The organism is Streptomyces sp. NPDC048643 (assembly GCF_040650615.1).
Classification (GTDB): domain Bacteria; phylum Actinomycetota; class Actinomycetes; order Streptomycetales; family Streptomycetaceae; genus Streptomyces.
The window spans coordinates 14678-36058 of the sequence record NZ_JBEZHO010000070.1 but is presented as its reverse complement, the minus strand read 5'-3'; the positions used below and the strand labels follow the sequence as shown (position 1 = coordinate 36058).

The 21381-nt window shown below is 67.7% G+C and carries 19 protein-coding genes and 1 pseudogene; 10 read left to right on the top strand and 10 right to left on the bottom strand.

Going from position 1 to position 21381, the window contains the following annotated elements; all coding sequences use genetic code 11:
* Both AB0C62_RS39050 and AB0C62_RS39045 read left to right on the top strand, forming a co-directional pair.
* Nucleotides 1-90 (top strand): transposase (locus tag AB0C62_RS39050; RefSeq protein ID WP_362981607.1); only part of this gene is annotated, 90 nt, incomplete at its 5' end.
* An 827-nt stretch (nt 91-917) separates the two neighbouring features.
* Complete coding sequence (locus AB0C62_RS39045; protein ID WP_362981609.1) at nt 918-1169, top strand: hypothetical protein; 252 nt, start codon at nt 918-920, stop codon at nt 1167-1169.
* A gap of 290 nt (nt 1170-1459) precedes the next feature.
* Here AB0C62_RS39045 and AB0C62_RS39040 read toward each other — a convergent pair whose 3' ends face one another.
* Nucleotides 1460-2674: a hypothetical protein gene (locus AB0C62_RS39040; protein WP_362981601.1), complete on the bottom strand. Its 1215-nt coding sequence runs from the start codon at nt 2672-2674 to the stop codon at nt 1460-1462.
* A 745-nt stretch (nt 2675-3419) separates the two neighbouring features.
* Between AB0C62_RS39040 and AB0C62_RS39035 the strand changes: the two genes are divergently transcribed.
* The gene (locus AB0C62_RS39035; RefSeq protein ID WP_362981599.1) at nt 3420-4925 is read left to right on the top strand and encodes a hypothetical protein; all 1506 of its coding nucleotides are present in this window, start codon (nt 3420-3422) and stop codon (nt 4923-4925) included.
* Between the two features lie 304 nt (nt 4926-5229).
* Nucleotides 5230-7008, top strand: coding sequence for a hypothetical protein (locus AB0C62_RS39030; RefSeq protein ID WP_362981597.1), 1779 nt, complete (start codon nt 5230-5232; stop codon nt 7006-7008).
* A gap of 153 nt (nt 7009-7161) precedes the next feature.
* Here AB0C62_RS39030 and AB0C62_RS39025 read toward each other — a convergent pair whose 3' ends face one another.
* The 6 genes from AB0C62_RS39025 to AB0C62_RS39000 all read right to left on the bottom strand — a co-directional run bounded on the left by AB0C62_RS39025 (nt 7162) and on the right by AB0C62_RS39000 (nt 12527).
* Nucleotides 7162-8037: a hypothetical protein gene (locus AB0C62_RS39025; protein WP_362981595.1), complete on the bottom strand. Its 876-nt coding sequence runs from the start codon at nt 8035-8037 to the stop codon at nt 7162-7164.
* A gap of 77 nt (nt 8038-8114) precedes the next feature.
* Nucleotides 8115-8507, bottom strand: coding sequence for a peptidase inhibitor family I36 protein (locus AB0C62_RS39020; RefSeq protein ID WP_362981593.1), 393 nt, complete (start codon nt 8505-8507; stop codon nt 8115-8117).
* Nucleotides 8508-8618: 111 nt separating this feature from the next.
* Complete coding sequence (locus AB0C62_RS39015) at nt 8619-9071, bottom strand: winged helix-turn-helix domain-containing protein (RefSeq protein ID WP_362981605.1); 453 nt, start codon at nt 9069-9071, stop codon at nt 8619-8621.
* 573 nt (nt 9072-9644) lie between these two features.
* Nucleotides 9645-11006 (bottom strand): glycosyltransferase family 39 protein, encoded by a 1362-nt coding sequence (locus AB0C62_RS39010; RefSeq protein ID WP_362981591.1) that lies wholly within the window; start codon nt 11004-11006, stop codon nt 9645-9647.
* Nucleotides 11007-11781: 775 nt separating this feature from the next.
* Nucleotides 11782-12030, bottom strand: coding sequence for a hypothetical protein (locus AB0C62_RS39005; protein WP_362981589.1), 249 nt, complete (start codon nt 12028-12030; stop codon nt 11782-11784).
* A gap of 188 nt (nt 12031-12218) precedes the next feature.
* Nucleotides 12219-12527 carry a hypothetical protein gene (locus AB0C62_RS39000; protein WP_362981587.1) on the bottom strand — a complete coding sequence of 103 codons (309 nt, stop codon included), beginning with the start codon at nt 12525-12527 and terminating at the stop codon, nt 12219-12221.
* Nucleotides 12528-12785: 258 nt separating this feature from the next.
* On the opposite strand from AB0C62_RS39000, the gene AB0C62_RS38995 reads away from it, so the two are divergent.
* Nucleotides 12786-13448 carry a hypothetical protein gene (locus AB0C62_RS38995; RefSeq protein ID WP_362981585.1) on the top strand — a complete coding sequence of 221 codons (663 nt, stop codon included), beginning with the start codon at nt 12786-12788 and terminating at the stop codon, nt 13446-13448.
* A 319-nt stretch (nt 13449-13767) separates the two neighbouring features.
* Here AB0C62_RS38995 and AB0C62_RS38990 read toward each other — a convergent pair whose 3' ends face one another.
* Both AB0C62_RS38990 and AB0C62_RS38985 read right to left on the bottom strand, forming a co-directional pair.
* Nucleotides 13768-14721 (bottom strand): alpha/beta hydrolase, encoded by a 954-nt coding sequence (locus AB0C62_RS38990; RefSeq protein WP_362981583.1) that lies wholly within the window; start codon nt 14719-14721, stop codon nt 13768-13770.
* A gap of 18 nt (nt 14722-14739) precedes the next feature.
* Nucleotides 14740-15462, bottom strand: coding sequence for a hypothetical protein (locus AB0C62_RS38985; protein ID WP_362981581.1), 723 nt, complete (start codon nt 15460-15462; stop codon nt 14740-14742).
* A gap of 71 nt (nt 15463-15533) precedes the next feature.
* Between AB0C62_RS38985 and AB0C62_RS38980 the strand changes: the two genes are divergently transcribed.
* The 4 genes from AB0C62_RS38980 (at nt 15534) to AB0C62_RS38965 (ending at nt 17560) form a co-directional block, all read left to right on the top strand.
* Nucleotides 15534-15695 (top strand): hypothetical protein, encoded by a 162-nt coding sequence (locus tag AB0C62_RS38980; RefSeq protein WP_362981579.1) that lies wholly within the window; start codon nt 15534-15536, stop codon nt 15693-15695.
* 125 nt (nt 15696-15820) lie between these two features.
* A complete protein-coding gene (locus tag AB0C62_RS38975) occupies nt 15821-16024 on the top strand; it encodes a cold-shock protein (RefSeq protein WP_164372316.1) in 204 nt (67 codons plus the stop codon).
* 256 nt (nt 16025-16280) lie between these two features.
* Nucleotides 16281-16724 (top strand): hypothetical protein, encoded by a 444-nt coding sequence (locus AB0C62_RS38970; RefSeq protein ID WP_362981577.1) that lies wholly within the window; start codon nt 16281-16283, stop codon nt 16722-16724.
* 329 nt (nt 16725-17053) lie between these two features.
* Nucleotides 17054-17560 carry a hypothetical protein gene (locus AB0C62_RS38965; protein WP_362981575.1) on the top strand — a complete coding sequence of 169 codons (507 nt, stop codon included), beginning with the start codon at nt 17054-17056 and terminating at the stop codon, nt 17558-17560.
* Nucleotides 17561-17621: 61 nt separating this feature from the next.
* On the opposite strand, the pseudogene AB0C62_RS38960 reads toward AB0C62_RS38965, so the two are convergent.
* Nucleotides 17622-17837: pseudogene (locus AB0C62_RS38960) on the bottom strand (IS5/IS1182 family transposase); the annotation flags it as partial.
* Nucleotides 17838-18043: 206 nt separating this feature from the next.
* Between AB0C62_RS38960 and AB0C62_RS38955 the strand changes: the two are divergent.
* Nucleotides 18044-21352 carry a S8 family peptidase gene (locus AB0C62_RS38955; RefSeq protein ID WP_362981574.1) on the top strand — a complete coding sequence of 1103 codons (3309 nt, stop codon included), beginning with the start codon at nt 18044-18046 and terminating at the stop codon, nt 21350-21352.
* Nucleotides 21353-21381: the final 29 nt, after the last annotated feature.

The following is a 21381-nucleotide window of genomic DNA, read 5'->3' as shown; positions in this document are numbered from 1 at the left end:
TGGTCCGGCTCCTACTTCGCCGGAACCGTCGGCGGCGCCCCGCTCAGCGTGGTCAGGCAGTACATCGAACAGCAGAACCGGCCGGTGTGAGCACCGCCCGGCTCCGCCGGGACCAGCCCTCGCGACGCTCCGCACCCCAGGCAAGGAACTGCGGTATCCGGCTCCGCCGGACCTGAATCCGCGACGCTCCGCGTCGCCACCATCAGATTCGCTTCACCACCGGCCTGAAGGCCGATGCACTGCGAATGGATTCCGGTAGCGGGAAGGGCACGGCGACGTACTGCACTGCGAGCACTGGACGTACTGCGGCTTCGTAGGAGACCGAGGCGCTGCCGCCCGCACCACCCTCGCCCTCCTCCTGGCCGACGGCAAGGCCCGCGATGCGCCAGATCCCGATTTCGCTGGCGCTCCGACACGTGCCGCCGATGGGAGTCCCCGAACCCCGAACTACGTCCAAGCTCGCAGCGCCGTACCTCTCCCCCGGCAGCGACAGCACCTCCCCGACCCCGGCCCCGGAGGGGACAGACACGCTGCCTCCCGAGCCTCACGAGAAAACTCCACAGCCACCCCCTACCGCGCCCCCGGTCACCGTGCTGTCGCAGCCGCCGTCCCGGACGCCGGCGAACGGCGCGAGGGGTTCGCAAGGTGGCTGGACAGCGCTCGCTGCCACGACGCACCTGAGAGGTAACCTCGCCACCAACCCAGTCCCGTGGACACACACTTGCCGGGCCCCGTCCGCCGTGCCTGCGGGCGCCTGTCATGATTGCCATGTGAGCTGGGGGACGCTGATCTCGACACTTGTAGGGAGTACTACCTCTGCCTCGCTCCGATCCTGACCGCACGCGCCGGGTGAAGTCACCGAGCCGGACAAAGACGCAGTCCAACGACACCGGGCTACCCACGGAGGGCGACGCCTGATGGACTCCCTGATCCTGGCGGTACTTTTCGTCAGCTTCGGGCTGAGTCTTGTGCGCGTCCAGAAGGGGCGACGCCTCCTCAGCCTGGTCAAGGCCTCCGCCGCCACCGGAACGCTGTCATGGCTGCTGGGCTGGTGGCAGGTCATCTTCGCTATCCCGTCGCACGCATGCCCCGATTTCGACTACCTGCGACCTATCGTGCATTTCGACCGATACGAGAGCGGCCTGACCAGGGTGAGGGAGCGGGTGTAGCCGTCCATCTCCAGCGGCACGACCAGCCGGGCCCCTTCGGCGAGCTGCTGTCGCCATGCGGGTGCGATGTCGCACGCGTTGTGCGTGATCACGATCCCGGCGAATTCGTCGGCCGGGACGTGGCCGGGCGACGCTGCAACCCCTCTGGCAGGCCGTGTCCCGGAGACCCCGTCTGTCACAGTCCTGGTCGCTCAGGGGTATCTCCGCTTATTTGACCAAGCATCAGACACCCCGCCTCCTGAAGGCGCGAGGCTAGCGGCCGCGTCTGTGTCGGAGGGCGGGTCCGATCGTCAGTCGGCCCGCGACACGGCCTCGACCACACTGATCTCATGGATCTTGCGCTGACGCGGGCTGCAGCGGACATGGACGATGTCCCCCACTCGGAACCGGTCTTTGAGCTGTGGGTTCGCTTCGCGTGAAAACATCGGTCGGCTCCACCGGTCTACCTCGAAGGACCAAGCTTTCCGCGTTGCCGGATCCTCGATGGAGCAGCAGTAGTGTGTGACATCCGTGTGTGGGTCGTCGTGGTGAGTGTCGTAGTCCCAGCGCGAGATCACGGCGCCGCGAAAGCTGGACTCATCGGGAACAGCCAGGACATGACGGCGGGCCGGTAGCCACAGGCTCCACAGCAGTACGCCGGTGAGGACCGGAGCGGTGTCCCATTCCCAGCCGTAGGGCGGGCGCGCGGTCAGGCTCACCACGAGCATGGCGACGAAGCCGACGCACACGGTCACGGCCAGCACGACGAACTGCCACAGGTGTCCGCAGCGCGGGGGATCCAGCGGCCCGGCGTCCACGACGTGCCACGTCCTGTCGTACGAGGACCAGATCTGCTGCGGCTCGCGTACGGGAAGCGCCGATTCGGGACCGGCCGTTCCCACCTGTCGTTTGGGCAGCCGGTGTTCTCCGTCGCGGTCGTGGGTCCGCCACTCGCGCGCGGCCTGCCGTCCTTCGGCGGTCAACCTGGGCTCGGATCCGAGCGGGACGTCCGACAGCGGTACCAGCCCCAACAGGCTGAGTACGAGGACTGCTTGGAGGAGGATCCGTATCCCGTCGGGACTCCACGACACTCCGGCCCACAGGGCGCCGAACCAGGCTGCGAGAGCCGCACCCCGATATGTCAGCGTCACGTACTTGTTCCGGGCCGGCCGTATGAGGCCAAGGGCCGTCGTCTCGTCGCGGACACGCTTCTGGAAGTCGCGCCACCATACCCAGAACTCGTCGCCGTCGCCCGGCCCGAGGGCACCTATTGGCACACGGTCGACGCCGCTTCGGCTGCGCTGGCGGATTCGTTGGACCACCAGTGCCTCGACGGGCCGCAGCGGTGCCGAGTCGGCGGTGGGCGGAATCGTCCGTACGGTCAGCGTACCGTCGGCCTTGTGTTCACCCTGAAGTCGGCCCGTGCGGACCATTTCCAGGGCGGTGGTCTCGATGCCTTTTGGGGTTGCCTCCCCGCCTCCGAGAAGCAGGTTCACCACGTCCGCGGTCAACACTCGATATTTCATGTCCACCCCCTGAAATGCGCCCGAGATGAATGTAGTTGCTGTTGGCGGATCACCGCATCCGGGTAACCATGCAGTCGAGGCACCGTCGGCGCCGGTGTCCTCCTTCTAGACGGCTTACGCTCGAGGTCCTCGCCCAGGTTCAACTCGCCAGTCCCAGGGGCTGATCACGGCCAAGCAGGCGCCTCGTGTCAGGCAGCAGCATCGGCCAGTGAGGCCGGTTCGTGCACCCCGACAGCCATACCGAGCACCGGGGCCGGAGCCGTCTGCTGGTCGAAAGGGCGCGGGCTGATGACTCGTTCTGCCGACCACGGCAAGACGGTGAGATTGCGCGCGATCGTGCTGATCGTGCGGGAACATCGTTGCTTCTGCGGTCGGTTCGGGATCCGGGAGTCGGCTGTTGCTCATGTGTTGTCGGGCGGAGATTCTGGTTGCCGCACCGAGTTCGTCATTCCGGGCGTACCGCTGTACGGCCTGCCCCCGAGCCCGGCCCGTCCTCCGCCCGCCGGTCACCGATGGGCTCTTGCCATCACGGCCGTACGTCATCGCCGACCGCCCAGATGGCGAGGGGAACTTGGTGACGATCCGATGGAGTCCCGCCGTATTGTTGGGCTGGCTGCGTGGGCGGACAGCCGGGGTGCCTTACCAGGGGGGACCAGGTATGCCAGAGGGGTTGGCCCAGTGGGGGCCAGAGCTCTTCCTGATGCGGGAATGGGAGCGACGTCGCGGCCCGGCACCGGAGAACGACGTGGGAAGAGGCATCGCGCAAGGGGGGTTCGAGCCCTGCCTGCTGACCCTTCTGCGGCTGTCGGTGGGAAGGGAGCCGGGCACCAGCCTCACCCGTGGATGGCTCCCGAGGACGCTCGCCCGCACCGGTCACCTCGTCCGCGCGGCTGAACTGGCGTACACGATCAGTGACGAGCTCGAGCAGGGTACAGAGCTTCTGGAGCTGGTGAAGGCTGCGGCGGGCGCGGGAGATCTAAGCGGTGCTCAGGCGCTGGCCGAGTCGATTCCCCTGAGGCAGTTGCGGGACCAGGCACTGGTCTCTCTCGTACCGGCGTGGGCGCGTGCAGGCGAGGGGGACAGGGCTGTCGCTCTGGCGGAGAGGATCCGCTACCCGCACAACTGGGGGTGGGCCTGGGCCCTGCTGGCGAAAGCGATGGCGGACCGCGGCGACATCGCTGAGGCGCTCAGGTTTGCCGCTCGCGCCGACGATGAGGCGCGTCTCTGCGCCGTCGACGGCATGGAAGAGGTGCTCGGCTTCCTCGTGGAGGTCGCCGTCGCCACCGGCGACCACGACCGGGCGGCAGAACTGGCCGATCGCGTGGAGGAGATGGCCCGGTCTCGCAACCCGACCGGGTGGTTCAAGCCGCAGCCCCTGGCAGTGGTGTTGGCGCGGGAGGCGCGTGAGGGAGACTTCGGCCGGCTCGACGCTCTTCTGCGGCCCCCGCCCGGATCCGCCGTCGCGGCCAGCGACAGGCCATGCGGATGGGCACTCGAACCGGGTGACCAAGGCATGGTCTTGGAAGGAGACCCGGATGGGTCCGCTGCTCACCCAGTCTCCGCCCGCCTCCCTCTCCACGCCCGGGACATGGCGTGTGTGCTGGATGCGGTCGACGAGAACGCCGACCTCGACGTGGCCCTGGCCTTGGCCGACCGGGCCGAGACACTGCTTGAGACCGGTGATGGCCGTGATCACAATGTTTTGCTGAAGTCGCTGACGCTCCTTCTTGCCCGCCATGGGCAGATCGAGCGGGCCATGGCCCTCACCGAGGGGCTCGACCTGGATCTCTCCGTGGCGCAACAGGCGGACATTGTCGGGGAATTTGCCCGCTCTGGCGACACGGACGGGGCTGAGGCTCTCGCGCACGCGATCACCGACCGTCGGGCGCATGACAGGGCGCTGATCGAAGTGGTCCGGAAGCTGGTGCTGCGCGGCGATCAGGGCAGGGCCGAGGTCATGGCCCGTCTGATCGACGACGGTTGGGCACAGGGTGAGGCGCTGCTCGCGGTCGCCCGAGGGATGGCCCGGCACGGTGATCTGGACGGCGCCGAGACTCTGACGCGCTCGATCGCCTATCGCGGGACACGAGCCCGCGCGCTGGCCGCACTCGTGGAGCTGTCCGAGCCGCCCCGGGCCCGCAGGCTCGCCGCACAGGTGGTGGTTCTCGGCGGCTGGGAGCCTGTTCTGCCGGTTCTGGAGCGGATCATGCCCCGCTCAGTGGCAGTGGTCGTCGACCAGATGACGAGCTAAGCGAACGCTGTCGGACGCCAAGACCCCGATTGTCAGTGGCGATTGCGAGACTTCTTCCATGATTCCGAAGTTGCCCTTGCACAGCCCTCGTTGGCGTGACCTTCACGGTGTGAAGGCCGAGGAGGTGAAAGCACTCCTGGCGCAGTTGGCTTCCGCGGCTGACACCGAGGACAGCGATGAGTGGAGACAGAACTGGACCGCCCTGGCCGGCGGTCTGCTGGACGACGGAACCGTCTTCGACGGCGCCTACGCGGCCCTGCCTCATCTCATCGAGGCGGCAGCGGCCTTGCCTCCGGGGCAGACCGTGGACTTCTGGGTGGACCTGGGATGCATCGTGACCGCGGAGGACAGGCATCCCGTCCCGGCCGATCTCGAGGCAGGGTTCAGCGCAGCGCTGCGGGCGGCCGAGGAGGCGGCCACACGGAGCCTCCTTTCTGCCGGTGTTCCCGCGCAGGTGTGCGCTCACCTCGTGCTCGCCTGCGTGGCCTTCGCCGGCCATCACATGGGCGAGGCAGTGTGGCGCCTGCGCGATCTCCGAGAAAGTAGCCTTGAGCTGGTGTGTCCCGGGTGTGAGAGCGACACCGAGATCCCCGATTTCTTCGGGGATCCGGTGCATCCGCCTTTGGAGGCTCCGGAGTTGCCTGATCCCGTTCGCGTCCGTGCGGGAGGGCATCCCTGGGGCGAGGTCGCCGCAGCGTTGCAGAGCGACGCGCTGGGGGAGGGGTGGGAGTCCTTCCTGCGGGTGGGACGCGAGGTCGCGGCGGCAGGGGTACCCGACGATATGCCGGGGCAGGCTGTCCTGTGCCTGGTCGCCGGCATGGTCGCGGTCAAGGGCAGCCCGCGGCGGGCCGGTAGGGAATGGGCCCGCAAATTGATGTCGCTCACCGGACACTTCCGCTGCTGGGACTGCGAGCGGATCTGGACGATCGCCGAGGGCCTGGCGGAGAACCCGGACGGCGCGTATCCCCAGGAGCGTCCGACGGAGGCTTCTAGGGACGCTGCTGGGGCGACCGCCTCGGGGACGGCCGGCCGAACAGGTGGAGCGGGAACTCGTTTCCGGCAGGACGGGACCAGGGTGCTGGCGGCCGACGGCACACTCTGGAGCCGTATGGTCGTGTTCTCCGATTCCGCACCCGGTTCGTTCGGGAGTGTCGATTCACTGACGGTGGTGTCCCGTCCCGGTCGGCCGGCGCTCGTGGCCGGCGGCGGGGACAGAGGCGTGGTGTGCCTGTGGGACGTGGCCGACGGACGACTCATCCATGGCCTGCTGCCAGGACATCCTGATCGTATCCGCTCGATGACGGCCATGGCTCTGCCCGGCGACCGCGTCCTTTTGGCGAGCGGAGGCGACACAGGGACGATCGCCGTGTGGAACCCTGCCACCAGGGAGCGGGTTCGCGAACCGGCCGGCGACTGTCCCGGCGGAATCACCGGAATGTGCGCCGCGGCCATCCCCGGCGGCCGCACCCTGCTCGTCACCGCTACCCCCCGAGGCGCAGTCCGGATGTGGGACCCGGACACGGGGGAATGCGTCGGACGCCTCAACCCCTACGGCAGTCCGATCCAGTCGATCGCCGCCGTCCCCATCTCCGACGGCCATGCGCTGATCGCAGCCTCGGACACCGCAGGCCGCCTGCACGTGTGGGATCCAGCCGTCGACGACCCATGGAAGACCGGCGCGGCCGTGCAGCTGAGCGCGCGTGCGCTCGCCGATGCCGACCACCGGGTGGCGGCTGTGGCGGCCGTGCCCACATCCGACCGAGCCCTGCTCGCCACAGGAGACAACCAGGGCGTGGTCATGCTGTGGGACCTTGCCACCGGTGCCCCGATCAGCGACGGTCTGCCCGCCTCCACAGGTACCGCCGGCCTGCCGGTCATCACCGCCACCACTCTGCAAGACGGGCGCACGGTCCTGGTCGCCGGCACCCGCCACGGCCACCGACTGCGGGTGTGGGAGCCGAAGACCGGCACGGTTGAACACATCGCCCTCGATGCGGCGCTCGCTTGTATGGCCACCGCCGGTGCGGACCTGATCGTAGGAGGCGACCGCGGAGTGTTCAGCCTCCCGCTCGCGAGGCAGTGAACGCGTTCGGCCGCAACCCGGCCAGGAGTCCGTGCCTGCGCCAGCTCCATTCCGATTTGAAGGGCGGCGTGCCTGTCGACTGCCGTTTTACGCGCTGCCCGAGCCGCGAGGATCCCGAGGTGCTGGCCTGTACGGAGGCCGACTTGCCGGAGCTCAACCTGCGTTCTGCTCCGAGAGGATCACTTTGTCGGCTGCTTGCAAGTAGCGCTTCTTGTAGGTGCTCAGTGTGGTGAAGTAGGTCCGTTCCTTCCGCAGCACGGTCTTCTGACGGGCTGTCTCAGCCGTGAGCCACGTTGGGACCAGGCGCGTGCGCGCCTTGCACCGTACGTCGGCGAGTGCGGTTTCCTTCTCTTCCGTCCCTGGTCGCTTGGACCGACTCCAGCGGGGGTCGTTCGCCGCGTCAAAGGGGTCTTTGTAGGGATGACCGGCTGTCTTCATACACGCGCGCCATCGGGTGATGGTGGCGGCGACGGACGGCTCGTGCTGGGCGAAATCGAGCGTTTCGGACGACAGGCGGGCGAGCTTCGCCAGGCTCACATCCTTGCCGCCGAGCTTGGTGTGTGCGAGTTTTTGGCAGTCCTTGGCAGGCTTCCTGGCCTCGGGGGCCAACCTGGCGTCGCGCGTCATCTTGGCCGCGGTGACACGCGTCGAGCCGAGCATGGTGGCGTTGGCGTGGTAGCCGAAGTCGCGGGCCACGGGCTGCTCGATGACGCCGTAGCGGCGTCGATTGCGCAGGTCAGGGAAATTCTCGTCGCGGTCAACGAGCGTCCAGGTCAGATCGCGGTCGGCCATACATGCCCGGGTCAGCAAGTCTTCCGCCTGCTCTCCCCGGTAGACCTCGTTCACTGAGAGGTCGTAGCTGTCGAAGGGCAGGTGCAGGTCCCGGACTTCTGCCGTGGGCGGCGGCGCCCACGGCAGCCGTATGGCAGCCGGGGCTCGATGATCTGGACCGGCGGCGGATCCGATGGCGCATCCGCTCAGCAACGCTGACGCTGCCACGGCGGCGGTGAGGCGGGCACGGGTCCTCATCAGGGCTCCTTCTACGAGGCGTGGCGCCGCCGGACTTGCCGGCGGCGCCACACGGGAGGCGTCTGTGCTTGCGTCGGTCAGAGGAAGCGGACGCAGCTCGCCTTGTTGTCGAAGTTGTTGTTGCTGAAGTCGGAGTCCTTGGAGTTGGCCTTGGCGGTGTAGCTCGTGCCGGTGCAGGTGGTGCCCTTGTCCCACAGGCCCACGTTCGAGCTGGTGTTGTTCTCCATCGAGCTGCCGCCGTTCTGGGCGAACGCCGACGTGCTGCCGGACCAGTACTTGTTGTTCAGCTCGACGTCGGACCCGGAGAAGTTGGCGTGGCGGCCCGAGTAGTTGTCGTCCTCGTAGAGCACGAAGTAGCTGGCCGCGATGGCAGAGGGGTGCGGCTGCGCGAGGGCGGTGGAAGAGAACCCGACCGTGCCGGCGACGGCCAGGAAGCTGGCGCCGATGGCCATGGCGATCTTGTGTCGCATTACAACTCCTGTATCGGTGACGTTGGTTCGGACCTGACGAACGTCATTCCAGCCGAGTGCACAGGACGGGGTCCAGATGATTCGAATCGCCTCGAATGGCGGAGAAGGGCCTCAGGAGGATGCGATCGATGGGCGAGCCATGTAGTAGACCCGTGCCCCCTCCCGGTTCCGGGAGACCCGGCCTGCCTCGTACAGCTTGGCCAGGTGATACGAGACCGTTGAGGGACTCAGCTGGTGCAGGCGTGCCAGTTCCGTCGTGGTACGAGCCATGTCCAGTGAGCGCAGTATCGCGCGTCGCGGTGAGGAGACGGGAGGCGACTCCCGACGGCCGAAAGAGGGGAGTTCGCCCGCCTGTCTTGCTCCGTAGAACACGGTGAGGTTCTCGTGACGCTGGCGGGTACGAGGGGGGCTGCCCTGGAAGCCGTTGGGTAAAAGAAGGACAGATCCGGTCACATATTGCGTAGGCCCGTTGGTCTGTACCTCTTGGGGATGCTGGCGCAGAGAATCCGTGAAGCTGAGTGAGGGATGCAGTCCGTTCAGCACTGCTACGGTGCCGCGTTGCATGATTCGTGTCCCGCGCCATGCTGTGTCCGCCCAGAGCCCTTCGAGCACCCGCGGCCACAGATGCCGGTTGAACGCAGCCCAGGCGTCTGTCAGTTCCTCCTGGAGACGGGACAGGAGTGCGCGGCCGTCAAGGCGCAGGAAGGCTCGCCACTCGCGGTGGGCTGTTGGCCCCTGGTCGGGCGCCCCGTGTCTGTAGCGGAGCGCGATCCGCTCTCTGATGAGACGGACGAGGTCCGTCTTCTCGTTTTCCAGGGCGCTGAGTTCGCTGGCGAAAGACCGCTCTATGCCGGCGTCTCGCTGGGGCATGGAGTCCGGCACCAGGAACTCCGGGTGGGGTAGGCCGTGCAGGGCCGCGCGTGACAGAGGCAGGCGGCGGCGTGGAAGTGCCGCCGGGCTGGCGACCCGGGGCCGGCTCTTGGAGGAAGAGCTTCCCTCCGAGAGGAGTGTTGCCAAATGAAGGAGCGGTGACAGTGCGAAGGCCGTCGAACCCAGGGCATGGGAGTCAAGAGCGAAGTCAGACATGTCCACCATTCGCGAAGATTGGAAGCCTTTGAGAACGGGAGGGCCGAAGCTTCACCGCCCGTCCTGGTGAGAGGCACAGGCGTGGGCACGCGCGTAGAGGGTGACGCGAGCGCCGATCACGGTCCGAGTGCTGCAGGGGGTGAAGTAGCGGTCGAGAACTTCACGTTTCGTGCGTTCCGCAGCGGTGTCGTCGAGGGGCTGGCCTGCCGGATCACGCAGGGCGAGTACGCGCTGTTGCGTGAGGAGGCGCTCCTTGATGCGCTCGGCTGAGACCTCCGACCCTTGCAAGGTGCCCGACGCTTCCGGCGAGACAGCGAGTGCGATGTCATGGAACTTGCCCCACGTGCCGGGGTACGACAGGCTCCACTCGCGTCGCCGCGCCGGCTCGAACAGCACCGCGTCACCGGGCTCCCCCAGTTTATCCACTGCCTGGGTCACCGCCACCACGTCGTCTTTGCGGGCCTCCGGTGTCCGCATCAGCACGTACCACGGAGCCAGTACCGCCGACGCGAGTGCGATAGGCAGTGCGGTCATCGCGACGCGGTACGGGAGCGGACGTGCCGCTACGAGCGTCAGGCAGCGGCGCAGGGCGGCGCCTGCCACCAGGGCGAGACCGAGGTAGGAGTAGACGCAGTACCGGTCCACGTACCACGGGTGCACAAAAGAGATCGCCATGAGGAGCAGGCTCGGCAGCACCAGCACCGGCAGGGCGAGCGCAGCGAGCAGCCGCTGCCCATGCGGGTATCCCCCCTTGCCGGATGGCCCGTATCGCTTCTGGGCGCCTCCGAACGCGAAGCGTGCGCAGCCCGCACCGAGCACGACGACCCCAAGGAAAAGGAGCCACTCCCCGACGCTCGGGCGGTTGAGCCAGCCCAACTGCTCACTGGACTGCCCAAGACTGAATACCGCCAAGGGGAGCAGGCCGATCGTGGCCACGGTCGCCGTGATCGCCCAGTGACGAACGAGCGTGCGCGGAGCTCTGATAAGCCGGAGGGTCACGGCATGTGCGAGAAGGACCAGAATCGCGAACTCGTGGAGCAGGGCTGCGAGCAGCGCGACCGACCCGTAGAGCAGCCAGTCGCGGGCACGGTCGTGGGTCAGTGCGCGGTCGAACGCGAGGAGTGTGCCGGCGACCGCTGCCGTGACAAGGGCGTAGGAGCGGCCTTCTTGGGCGTACTGCTGGACGATCGGTACGAGGGTGAAGGTGAGGCCCGCCAAGAAGCCAGTGAGCACATCAGCATGGCGGGTGGCGATGGCGCCGACGAGCCAGGTGGCAAGCGCGATCGCGAGGACCGACGGAAGGCGAAGAGCAACCAGGCCGCCGTCCCACAGGCTGAACACCGCGTGCATCAGGACGTAGTAGAGGCCGTGGACGGCATCGATATGAGACAAAGCCCGCGCCATGTCGCTCATGGAGCGATGGGCCATCTGGTATGTGACGGACTCGTCGCGCCACATGCTGTCCTGACGGGATAAGCCCCAGAGACCGAGCCCTAACGAAATCAGCGCGGGGACGACCGGCGTGAGACGTCTGTAGCGGGAGCCCGCGGGGTCGATACGAGCAGAGGAGCCCTTGCGGGCGGTACGGGGCGACGGGACCAGGTCGCCCCGGCGCCTGTCTGATCCGGCTGGAGGTTCTCGGGTTTCGCGTGAACTTGTTGATTCGCTGAAGGAACCGTTGTTGCGCACGTCATCTCCTCTACAGAGCCCAGGGCACGAGCTCGTGCGGGAGGGCGTCTGCGAGTACGGATTCGAGGTCGAGCGGGAGAACGCGGGCGGATTCGTCCAGCCCGAGGATGGAGCGGGTCGGCCGTATGCGGCCGCCCCGCCCTCACGGGGTCCGGGGCATGCGGGCGCCATGGTCAGCCCTATGCGGTGACGAGCCGGCGGTAGCCGCGCCCGACGTTCTCTGGAAGGTGCGATGGAGTCCAGCAAGATTTCCCCCCGTGAGTCGTGACGACTATGCCTCTGTCTCCTTCCAGCCAGGGAGGGCATCCAGCAGAATGGCGAATAGTTGCCTGCCCCATCGAATTCCTTTGACAAAAGGTCAACGACGCATCGGTGTGGTGTCTACGGTGGGGGCAGAGCGGCCTGTGGAGGATCAACGCCCGGGCAGGCCTGGCGCATCACGACTGCCCCGACCGCCATGTCCCTGTGTGACACCGGCCTGCGGATGTAAGAACGCAGATCAGGTGGACAGGGCCATGGCTATCGCCGCGGCGAGGCTCGCAAGAGCGGAAACCAGGACTCGGCGCGGAGCGATTTGGTGCGAGAGCTCACGAGCTCGCTGCTGGCGAATCTCTATGCCTGCATCGTCCGGCAGTGTGCGGGCCGATGCCGCGAACTTGGAGATCAGGCGGACGCTGAGCACCACGGCCAGTACCGTGCCGATGAGCGTCCACCCCAGCAGCGCCGTTACGACATGCTGTCCGGTCACCGCGTCATCCCGCCCGCCATCAACGTGTTTGCCCTACTCGCCCATCCGTAAGCAGGGTATAGCCAGTTGGAAACCAGGGCAGACCGCTCCAGAGCGGCCGAACGCCGCAATCCCTCCGCGCGCACAGGCGCATCACTGCACGAGCGAGTGCCTGCCGAATCATCCGCTAGCACTGTCGGAGTGCGTGGTCAGGCAAGGTGGAGGCGTGCCGGGACGCCGGGCGCGCTGCGGTAGGGCTGGAAGCGGGGGAGGAGGGCTTCGACGAGGCTGGTGCAGCGGGGCGCTCCGATACGGCGGGCCAGGAGGCGGGCCTGGGTGGTGGCGGCCGCGGCGGGTTCGGGTTCCTTCTGGTCGAGGTGGCTGGCGGCCTGGTCGGTGAGGAACATGCCGCGGTTCTGGTCGCGGTCGGCGGGAAGGAGCTGTTCGCCTTCGGCGATGAGCTGGTGGTCCGCAGGGAAACCGGCCCAGGCCTCACCCAACTGGGCGGCAGCGTTCACCGCAGAAACGATCAGCTTAAGGTGGCCTGCACCGGCCGGTTCGCGCGCCAATGCTCCCCTACGGCTTCATTCAATGGCGGAGGCTCGGCCCCGGCAACTGCTCAATGGGATCAGGACGACCGAAGGCCGCTCGGCGGGCAAGTGGGACGAACAAGCCTTCCTGACCAGGCGCAAGAGGCGCCAAGAGCCCCTAGGAGACACGTGGTTCTCGTGGATCTCTTGGTGGCCACGACGCACCCCGAGGACGGAGGAACCCGTATGAGTGACGGAATCGCCTGGATCGGTACGCACAGCACGGCAGGCAGTTCAGCCGCCCTTCCCGGCATGCTCGGGGGGATATCCCTTACGTGCGCACGCGGCATCGGCGCGGACGAGTTACTCATCGCGCTGGGTGCCGATCTCGACGAGCTCGCCGACCGAACGCCCTGCAGGGATCTCCTCGTGCCTGCGAGACGACCGGGCGACCGGTCACCGCACGTCAATCGCGCGATGTACGGGACGTGCGGCGAGTGGGTGTATGTCCTGGAGGACTGGGGCACGGCGACATGGGCCACTGGCTACCAGAAGGTGGAGTCGATGCGGCCCGCCCCGGACGAGGAGATCGTCTGCGTGACCTTGAACGCCTGGAGTCCCCCGCAGAGGATCATCCATGCGCCGGGCGACGGAAGCGCCCGTCAGGCCGAGTTCGGACAGGACACCGGGCAGGGCTCGGCACTGGATGCGGCCCTCCACGCTACAGGTGCTGTGTTCCCCTCCATCGCGGAAGTGGGTGAGGCCGCCGCCACGGCGCATTTCGAGGAGCACGGGCCCCGGCTTCCCGAATCGGTGTTCACCGCCGTGGGCGACTACTGCGACCTGTCCATCGATCGAACAGCCGTGGAAGCGGGGGACCTTCCCGCGGTCCTGATTCCCATGATCTGACCTACGCCTGTCAGTGGTGGTTCCACCCCGGCCGTGCGAGAGCTGGGGGACGTGGACGGCATCCGGACCCTGCGGACCGGCACACCGCAGGCTCTGACCCCGGGGCTGTCGCAGCGACCTCGAACGAGGCCTCGCCCTCCGAGCCGTCGAGGCGCAGAAGGCGTCGGCCTCGTCACCGGCCGCGCCGCCCGCCTTGCCTTCCACCGCCCCGGCCGGGTGGTTGCTCACCGCCGCCCACCCGGCCGAACCGCACAAAGGCCACCCAGGGATCGAGACCGTCGAACTCCCCTGAGGTCAGCTTTGGATCCCAACTCGACGTTTAGTCGGTCGCCTTGGCGGCCTGGACTATCAGGTTCTCGACCCGGCCGGGGTGGGAGAGCATGACCAGGTGGGACGCGTCGTCGACCACGACGGTGTGAGCGCCGGCCCGGCGGGCCATGAACTTCTCGGTCGCGGCCGGGATCGCCCGGTCGGCCCCGGCGACCAGGTACCAGGACGGGATCGTCTTCCAGGCCGGTACACCGCTCGGTGCCTGGAGGGCCGCCAGGTCCACCGGGCGCTGCTGGGCGGCCAGCAACTCCGCTTCGGATCCTCGCAAGTCGGCCGCCATGACGGTGCGGAACTTCGCCGGATCGACGTATCCGTCCGCTCCGCCGCCGGCGACCGCGTAGGGCCGGACGACGAGCGCCTCGCCGAGTTGGCTTCCGGGGTTGAGACCGACCAGCGCCAGGCCGCTCTCTCCCTGATCGGGAGCGAAGGCCGCGACGTACACCAGGGCCTTGACGTTGGCGTGCCCGACCGCGGCGTTGGTGATCACCTCACCGCCGTACGAGTGGCCGACCAACACCACCGGCCCGGGGATGGAGTCGAGGAGGCTGCTGACATAGGTGGCGTCGGAGTCCAGGCCCCGCAGCGGTTGGCCGCGGCGATGACCGGATAGCCGCCGTGCCGGAGCCGGGCGACGACCCCGCTCCAGCCGGACGAGTCGGCGAAGGCACCGTGTACCAGGACGACGGTGGGCTTGGGCGTGTGCCGGGACTGCGCGGCCACCGCCGATGGAGCCGGTGCCGAGGGGACCGAGGATGCCGAGGACGCTGGGGAGACGGCCGGCACGGTCAGGACGGCGACGGCCAAGGCGGCCGGGATGGCCACGCGTCGGTGGAACCAGCGGTTTCCGTGCGGTGGGACTGACGGGGTTCCGGGCATGACGAAGTCCTTCTCTTGGTAGGGCCGCCGGCAGATCTGGGGCCGTGCGCGGCCGGCGGGATCGCACGTCGCAGGGCGACGGTGGTCAGACGGTCGGCGGCGGGCCCGCGACGCTCACGCGGAAGGACTCCGCTGAGGCGAGGATGTTCCCGATGTCGAAGGCGGGAGCCACGTCGTCGAGGCGGGTGGCGGGAGTGCCGTTCGCGCTGAACCACTCCTCGACCCGCGCCCCGATCCCCGCCCGCAGCGACTGGTGGACGGGCCACCGCCGTGCCGACTCGTCGCCCAGCACCTGAAGCGGTACCTCCGCCAGGACGGTGCGCACGTAGAGGGGATGCCCCTTCGTGTAGCCGTGCAGCCGTGTCGCCAACTCCGGTGTCACCCGCACCGCCAACAGCCGCAAGCGGGCACGATGAACGTGAGGTCTTTGTCGGGCGGCGGTCCGAGTCCGAGCGGCTCGCGGCGTGTGTGGACAAGGTGCGCGGCGGTGAGGCGTGGCTGGCGGTCCCGGCTCGTTGTAGTCGCTGAAGGTCGTCGACTCGGGCGCCGAGCCGCCGGTGGTGGTCACCCTGAGGATGTAAGGCTTCCCCTCGGAGGCCACGTACATCGTCAGAGTCTTACCGTCCGACTCCTTGGTGAGCTTCACCGCCGATGTGCCGTCGACCGAGGCGCTTCCGCCCTTGGACATGCCCTTGCGCTCGGACTTGTCCTCGTCCAGCGCCTCCAGCAAGCCCTGCTTGTCGCACAGCCCGGTCAACTGGTCGTCCCCGGCGGGCATCTTCACCCACTTGCCTGCGACCTTGGGCACGATCTTGTCCGCGTCACCCTGCTGCTTGAGACTGCTGCGCCAGTACTTCTCGTCGCCCTTGAGGTACAGCGTTGCCCCTTGTGTCGGACCTGGGCGGTCGCAGCACCGGCCTCGCCGGGCGCCGTTACAACGACAAGGCGGTGGCCAGAGCCCTGCGCGCTGCGGGCCAGTCCGGCCACCTGGTCGGCGCCCGCATCGCCGTCGGTGCCGTCCCGGCCGCCGCCAGGATGTGATGTGGCGAGCGGTTGATCTGTGGGATGGGTGGGGTAGAACAGGTGTCGGGTGTCCTCCGGTGACGGAGGTGCGCCTGTCACAGCTCAGCCGGGGCAGACTCGGCGCTCTTTCGAAGGACAGCAGTATGGCCAGCGGCACCGTGAAGTGGTTCAACTCCGAAAAAGGCTTCGGCTTCATCGAGCAGGAGGGCGGCGGCCCGGACGTCTTCGCCCACTACTCCAACATCTCCGGCAACGGCTACCGCGAGTTGAACGAGGGCGAGCACGTCACGTTCGACGTCACCCAGGGCCAGAAGGGTCCCCAGGCCGAGAACATCGTTCGCGGCTGACCCACGCCGTCTGCGGACGCCCGAGGCCTTCAAAAGCCACGGGTGCCCATCGCGTGAGGAGGGGCTCGGCGCAGTCGGGCCCTCCGCCGTTCTTGCGTTGGGCCTAGGAGTTCCTAGCCCTGGTCGGGAGGGCGGCGGCCGCGGCGCCAGGGGCAGTTACCGACCTGGCCGAGATCAGGCAACGCGTCCCGAGCAGCAGACAGAAGCTTGGCAGCCTCGGCAGCGAGCGCAGGAGGCGACGTGTGAGGATGCCAGGATGTCTCGACGATCACGCATAGTGTCATGGGCTGCTGCAGCGGCTCTGGCTATCGCCCTGCTCAGTCTGCTCCTCTCCGCCCGGGACGACGAGAGCGGCTCCGAGTCCTTCCCGGCCAATACCCAGGCCACGTCGCCGGCGGTGGCCCGCACAGCGCGTGGACATCTTCAACTGTCCCGCCCATCAGGCAAGGACAAGATGGTGCGGATGACGGTGGACGGCATCCTGCGCGGACAGCACTACAACTCCGTCTCAGGCACCCTGGACTTCCTGAACAGCGCGGGCCAGGTCGTCGACCGCGTTCCGTTCCACGACCGGGGTCTGGCCGAAGGGTCGATACAGAGCTCGACGAACGAGCTCAGGCCGCATCAGCGCGTCGACGACGTGACCTCGGTCAAGCTCGGACCGGGCCTGAAGTTCTCGCAGTGGCGCAACAAACCGTAGAGCCGTAGCACGACCGAGAACAGACTGAACTGCGAGGCCAGAACTGAGCGCGGTTCGGCGGCGCTCGCATGTCTGTGCAGACCCTGGAGTAGCACGTAAGGGCTTGGCACTGTGTGGGCAGCCGGGTCCCGCCAGAGCCTCACGGGACCGGGCTGCGGCCTACGAGGGATAACACAATGAAGCGGCAGGGGTGTGGCGCCCGCACCCGCCAGGCGAACAGGTCGTTCTCCTGACCGGTGAGGCCGTCGCCGTTGGTTGTGTTGGACGCGAGGGGATCCGCCCGCCTCTGCGCTGTACCGTCTTCGGAGACGATCACCGGGAGGGGCGGGATGGCCAATGGCCTCAAGTTCAGCTGGGAACTGAGCGGCAGTGGCTGGGCGACGTGCCGCATCAAGGACGGCTCTTCGGAGCGGAAGGACATCGTCAGCTACTGCACGGATGCTCTTGCCGACTTGCTTCACGGTGTGGCGGGTCTGTACGGCCCCACATCTGTCCAGCGCTTCTCCTTTGACCTGGAACCGGCTGAAGTTAGGTGGGTCCTGCGAGGCCGGGGTTCGGATGTTGATCTGTCGATCCACCGCTTCCCTGACATGTCCGCGAGCTTCGATGCGCCCGACCAGGACGGCACCCTCGTCTGGGGCTCCACACAGCCGCGAGGCCTTCTCGGACACGTCGTCCTGGAGGCCGCTCAGTCAGTGCTGGAGGTTCACGGCGAGGACGGCTATCTGACGAAGTGGGTTCAGTACCCTTTTCCCGTCGCTGCACTGCAAGACCTCCGCCGGTTCCACCTCCAGCACGACAGGTGTGAACTGCAGCATGCCGTGACCATTTCATAGGACGTTGGACGCTTCCCCGGCCAGGTGCGCTCGACAACAGACCCCAGCCGCATAGTTACCTTTATCGACGACAGCGCAATACGTCGAGCTGTCGGTGAGCGATCAGGCAGCAGGCGAGTCTGAGGAAGGTTCGGGGATGTCAGCTCGCCGTTCCCACCGGATACGCAGGTGCCGGTACGCGCAGCCACGCGAAACTCCACTCCGCAACCCACCGATAGGTGCCTTGGCCGGTGTCGTGCAGGGTGCCGCGGCGGGCGATCGCGGGCACGATGTCGCGTGGGTCGTGATCAGCTCAAGGATCACGGTGAAGGGGAACGCGACGAACGTGTAACAAGGTGCCGTTGTAACGCACTTGTGTGATCGCCTCCCCGGCATACTGCGCGTTCCGGGGAGTGCACGTACGCGTGTACGAAAGCTCTCCCGGCCGGGTGACTAGGGGAATGTCGCCTGGTACTTCCACGAGGGGGAGTTTTGCGCAGACAAGTGAAAAAGGCATGCGCGGTCACGATCGCCACGGCGGCCGCCGTGGCCCTGGCGGCGGGCATGACCAGCCCGGCGTCGGCGAAAGCCGAGCAGGCGAGTGCCCCGAAGGCTCAACTCACGTCCAATCACCGCCTCACCCTGATCACCGGTGACCGCGTCGTGCTCGACTCCAAGGCCCGGGTCGTCGGCTTGGAGCCCGCCAAGGGCCGCGAGCACATACCCGTCCAGACCCGCAGGGCCGACGGACACACCTACGTCATACCGGCCGACGTCGCCCGTCTGGTCGCGAAGGGTAAGCTCGACCAGCGCCTGTTCGACGTCACCGAACTCGACAAGGCCGCCACCCGCAAGTCCCAGAAGCGCGGTCTGAAGGTCATCGTCGGCTACAGCGGCGCCGCCTCGGCCACCAAGGCCGACGTCCGGGACGCGGGCAAGCTCCGCGTGAACCTCAAGTCCCTGAACGCGGACGCCATTCAGGCGCCGAAGCAGGACGCGCCCGAGCTGTGGGACGCGGTCACCAACGGCGACAGGACGGCCTCCGGCATCGCGCACGTCTGGCTCGACGGTGTCCGCAAGGCCAGCCTGGACAAGTCCGTGCCGCAGATCGGCGCCCCCACCGCGTGGGCGGCAGGCTACGACGGCAAGGGCGTCAAGATCGCCGTCCTGGACACCGGCATCGACGCGACCCACCCGGACCTCAAGGACCAGGTGATCGCGGCCAAGAACTTCTCCACCTCCGCCGACGCGACCGACAAGTTCGGCCACGGCACGCACGTCGCCTCCATCGCCGCCGGCACCGGCGCGAAGTCGGGCGGCAAGTACAAGGGCGTGGCGCCGGGTGCGAAGCTGCTCAACGGCAAGGTCCTTGGCGACGACGGTTCCGGCGACGACTCGCAGATCCTCGCGGGCATGGAGTGGGCGGCCGAGCAGGGCGCCGACATCGTCAACCTCAGCCTCGGCGGCGGCGACACCCCGGAGATCGACCCGCTGGAAGCCGAGGTCAACAAGCTCTCGGAGACCAAGGGCATCCTGTTCGCCATCGCCGCCGGCAACGACGGCGACTTCGGCGAGCAGACCGTCGGCTCCCCGGGCAGCGCGGCCGCGGCCCTGACCGTCGGCGCGGTCGACGACAAGGACAAGCTGGCCTCCTTCTCCAGCCGCGGTCCCGGCCTCGACGGGCAGATCAAGCCCGACGTGACCGCGCCCGGCGTGGACATCACCGCGGCGGCCGCCCCGGGCAGCCTCATCGATCAGGAGGTCGGGGAGAAGCCGCCGGGCTACCTCACGATCTCCGGCACGTCGATGGCGACCCCGCACGTGGCGGGCGCGGCGGCGATCCTCAAGCAGGAGCACCCGGACTGGACGTACGCCGACCTGAAGGGCGCGCTGACCGGCTCCGCGAAGGGCGGCAAGTACACGCCGTTCGAGCAGGGTTCGGGCCGCATCCAGGTCGACAAGGCCATCAAGCAGTCCGTGGTCGCCGACCCCTCGTCGGTGAGCTTCGGACTCCAGCAGTGGCCGCACACCGACGACACGCCGGCCGCCAAGCAGCTGACGTACCGCAACCTCGGTACCAAGGACGTGACGCTGAAGCTGGCGGTGGCCGCCACCAACCCGAAGGGGCAGGCCGCTCCGGCCGGCTTCTTCAAGCTCGGCGCCACCACGGTGACGGTCCCGGCGGGCGGCAAGGCCTCCGTCGACCTGACCGTCAACACCAAACTGGGCGGCACCACCGACGGCGCGTACTCCGCGTACGTGACCGCGACGGGCGCCGGCCAGAGTGTGCGCACGGCTGCCGCGGTGCAGCGCGAGGTGGAGTCCTACGACGTCACGCTGAAGTTCCTCGACCGTGAGGGCAAGCCGGCGCAGTACTACAGCACCGACCTGTTCGGCCTCACCGGTCTCGGCAAGGAGAAGTTCTACTCTCCGTACGACCCCGACGGCACCGTCACCGTCCGCGTGCCCCGCGGCGGCTACATCCTCAACTCCAGCCTGTACGTGGACCCGGAGGACTTCAGCAAGGGTGCCGACTGGCTGGCCCGTCCGAAGCTGAGCGTCACCAGGAACACGACGCTCACGTTGGACGCGCGCATCGCCAAGCCGGTCGACATCACGGTGCCGGACACGGCCGCCAAGTCGGAGTTCGCGTCACCGTCGTACGCGATCGACTCGCCCGACATGGGGATCAGCTTCGGCTGGTTCCTGGACACGTACGCCAACTTCCGTACGGCGCACCTCGGTCCGCAGATCACCGACGGCTCGCTGAGCCAGCAGTGGGACAGCCACTGGAGCAGCGGCGCCGCCAAGGAGTACGACACCACGACCGGCGCCGTGGTCAAGCAGCTCGCCACCGGCTACACCAAGCACTACAAGGCGAGCGACTTCGCCAAGGTGAAGGTCGGCATGGGCTCCGGCGCGAGCGGCAAGAAGGGCTCGGTGGCCGCGGCCGGCTGGCTGCCCGGCAGCTCCGGCTCGTCCTCCATAGGCATCTCGCAGAACCTGCCCGGCACGCGGACGCTCTACCTGTCCACGTCCGGCGGCGTGAAGTGGGACCTGGACTTCGACCAGTCGGGCGGTGTCGACGAGGACGGCTTCCCGATCTCCGAGGCGTTCTACACGCTCGGCGGCTCGCAGACCTTCAAGGCGGGCCAGACCTATTCCAAGACGTTCAACACGGCCGTGTTCGGACCGCACCTCAACGCCGACTTCGGCGTCTACCGCGACGGCAACAGCATCTCCGGCTACCTCCCGCTGTTCGCCGACGGCAAGTCCCACGCGGGTTCCTCCGCCTTCACCTCGGTCACCTCGACCCTGTACCGCAACGGCACCAAGGTCGGCTCCAACGACGACCCGCTCTTCGGTGAGAAGGAGTTCAAGGTCCCCTCGGGCGACGCCGATTACAAGCTGACCACGTCGGTCAAGCGCAGCGTCAAGATCGCGTCGGCCTCCACCCGCGTCGACACGAGCTTCACGTTCCGCTCGAAGAAGACAGCGGACCCGGTGAAGCTGCCCGTCTCCGTCGCCCGCTTCGCGGCGACCACCGGCCTGGACAACCGGGTCGAGGCCGGCAAGACGGTCACGTTCCCGGTCGTCGTCGAGGGCGCAGCCAAGGGCAGCAACCTCAAGTCGCTCGCGGTGTACGTGTCCTACGACTACGGCCAGACCTGGAAGAAGGCCACCGTGGTCAACGGCAAGATCAAGGTCAAGAACCCGGCGAAGGGGAAGGCCATCTCCTTCCACGCGAAGATCGCCGACAAGAAGGGCAACAAGTCGACGGTCTCGATCTACAACGCGTACTACGGCAAGTAGAACCACGGCGGGCCCCTCATCGCAGTTCG

What these genes read in the sequence shown, in the direction of transcription:
- AB0C62_RS38970 (WP_362981577.1), top strand. Translation starts at nt 16,281, where the DNA reads ATGTCTCGACGATCACGCATAGTGTCATGGGCTGCTGCAGCGGCTCTG.
- AB0C62_RS39015 (WP_362981605.1), bottom strand. Translation starts at nt 9,071, where the DNA reads ATGCAACGCGGCACCGTAGCAGTGCTGAACGGACTGCATCCCTCACTC.
- AB0C62_RS39045 (WP_362981609.1), top strand. Translation starts at nt 918, where the DNA reads ATGGACTCCCTGATCCTGGCGGTACTTTTCGTCAGCTTCGGGCTGAGT.
- AB0C62_RS39010 (WP_362981591.1), bottom strand. Translation starts at nt 11,006, where the DNA reads ATGAGCGACATGGCGCGGGCTTTGTCTCATATCGATGCCGTCCACGGC.
- AB0C62_RS38995 (WP_362981585.1), top strand. Translation starts at nt 12,786, where the DNA reads ATGAGTGACGGAATCGCCTGGATCGGTACGCACAGCACGGCAGGCAGT.
- AB0C62_RS39040 (WP_362981601.1), bottom strand. Translation starts at nt 2,674, where the DNA reads ATGAAATATCGAGTGTTGACCGCGGACGTGGTGAACCTGCTTCTCGGA.
- AB0C62_RS38965 (WP_362981575.1), top strand. Translation starts at nt 17,054, where the DNA reads ATGGCCAATGGCCTCAAGTTCAGCTGGGAACTGAGCGGCAGTGGCTGG.
- AB0C62_RS38975 (WP_164372316.1), top strand. Translation starts at nt 15,821, where the DNA reads ATGGCCAGCGGCACCGTGAAGTGGTTCAACTCCGAAAAAGGCTTCGGC.
- AB0C62_RS39025 (WP_362981595.1), bottom strand. Translation starts at nt 8,037, where the DNA reads ATGAGGACCCGTGCCCGCCTCACCGCCGCCGTGGCAGCGTCAGCGTTG.
- AB0C62_RS39020 (WP_362981593.1), bottom strand. Translation starts at nt 8,507, where the DNA reads ATGCGACACAAGATCGCCATGGCCATCGGCGCCAGCTTCCTGGCCGTC.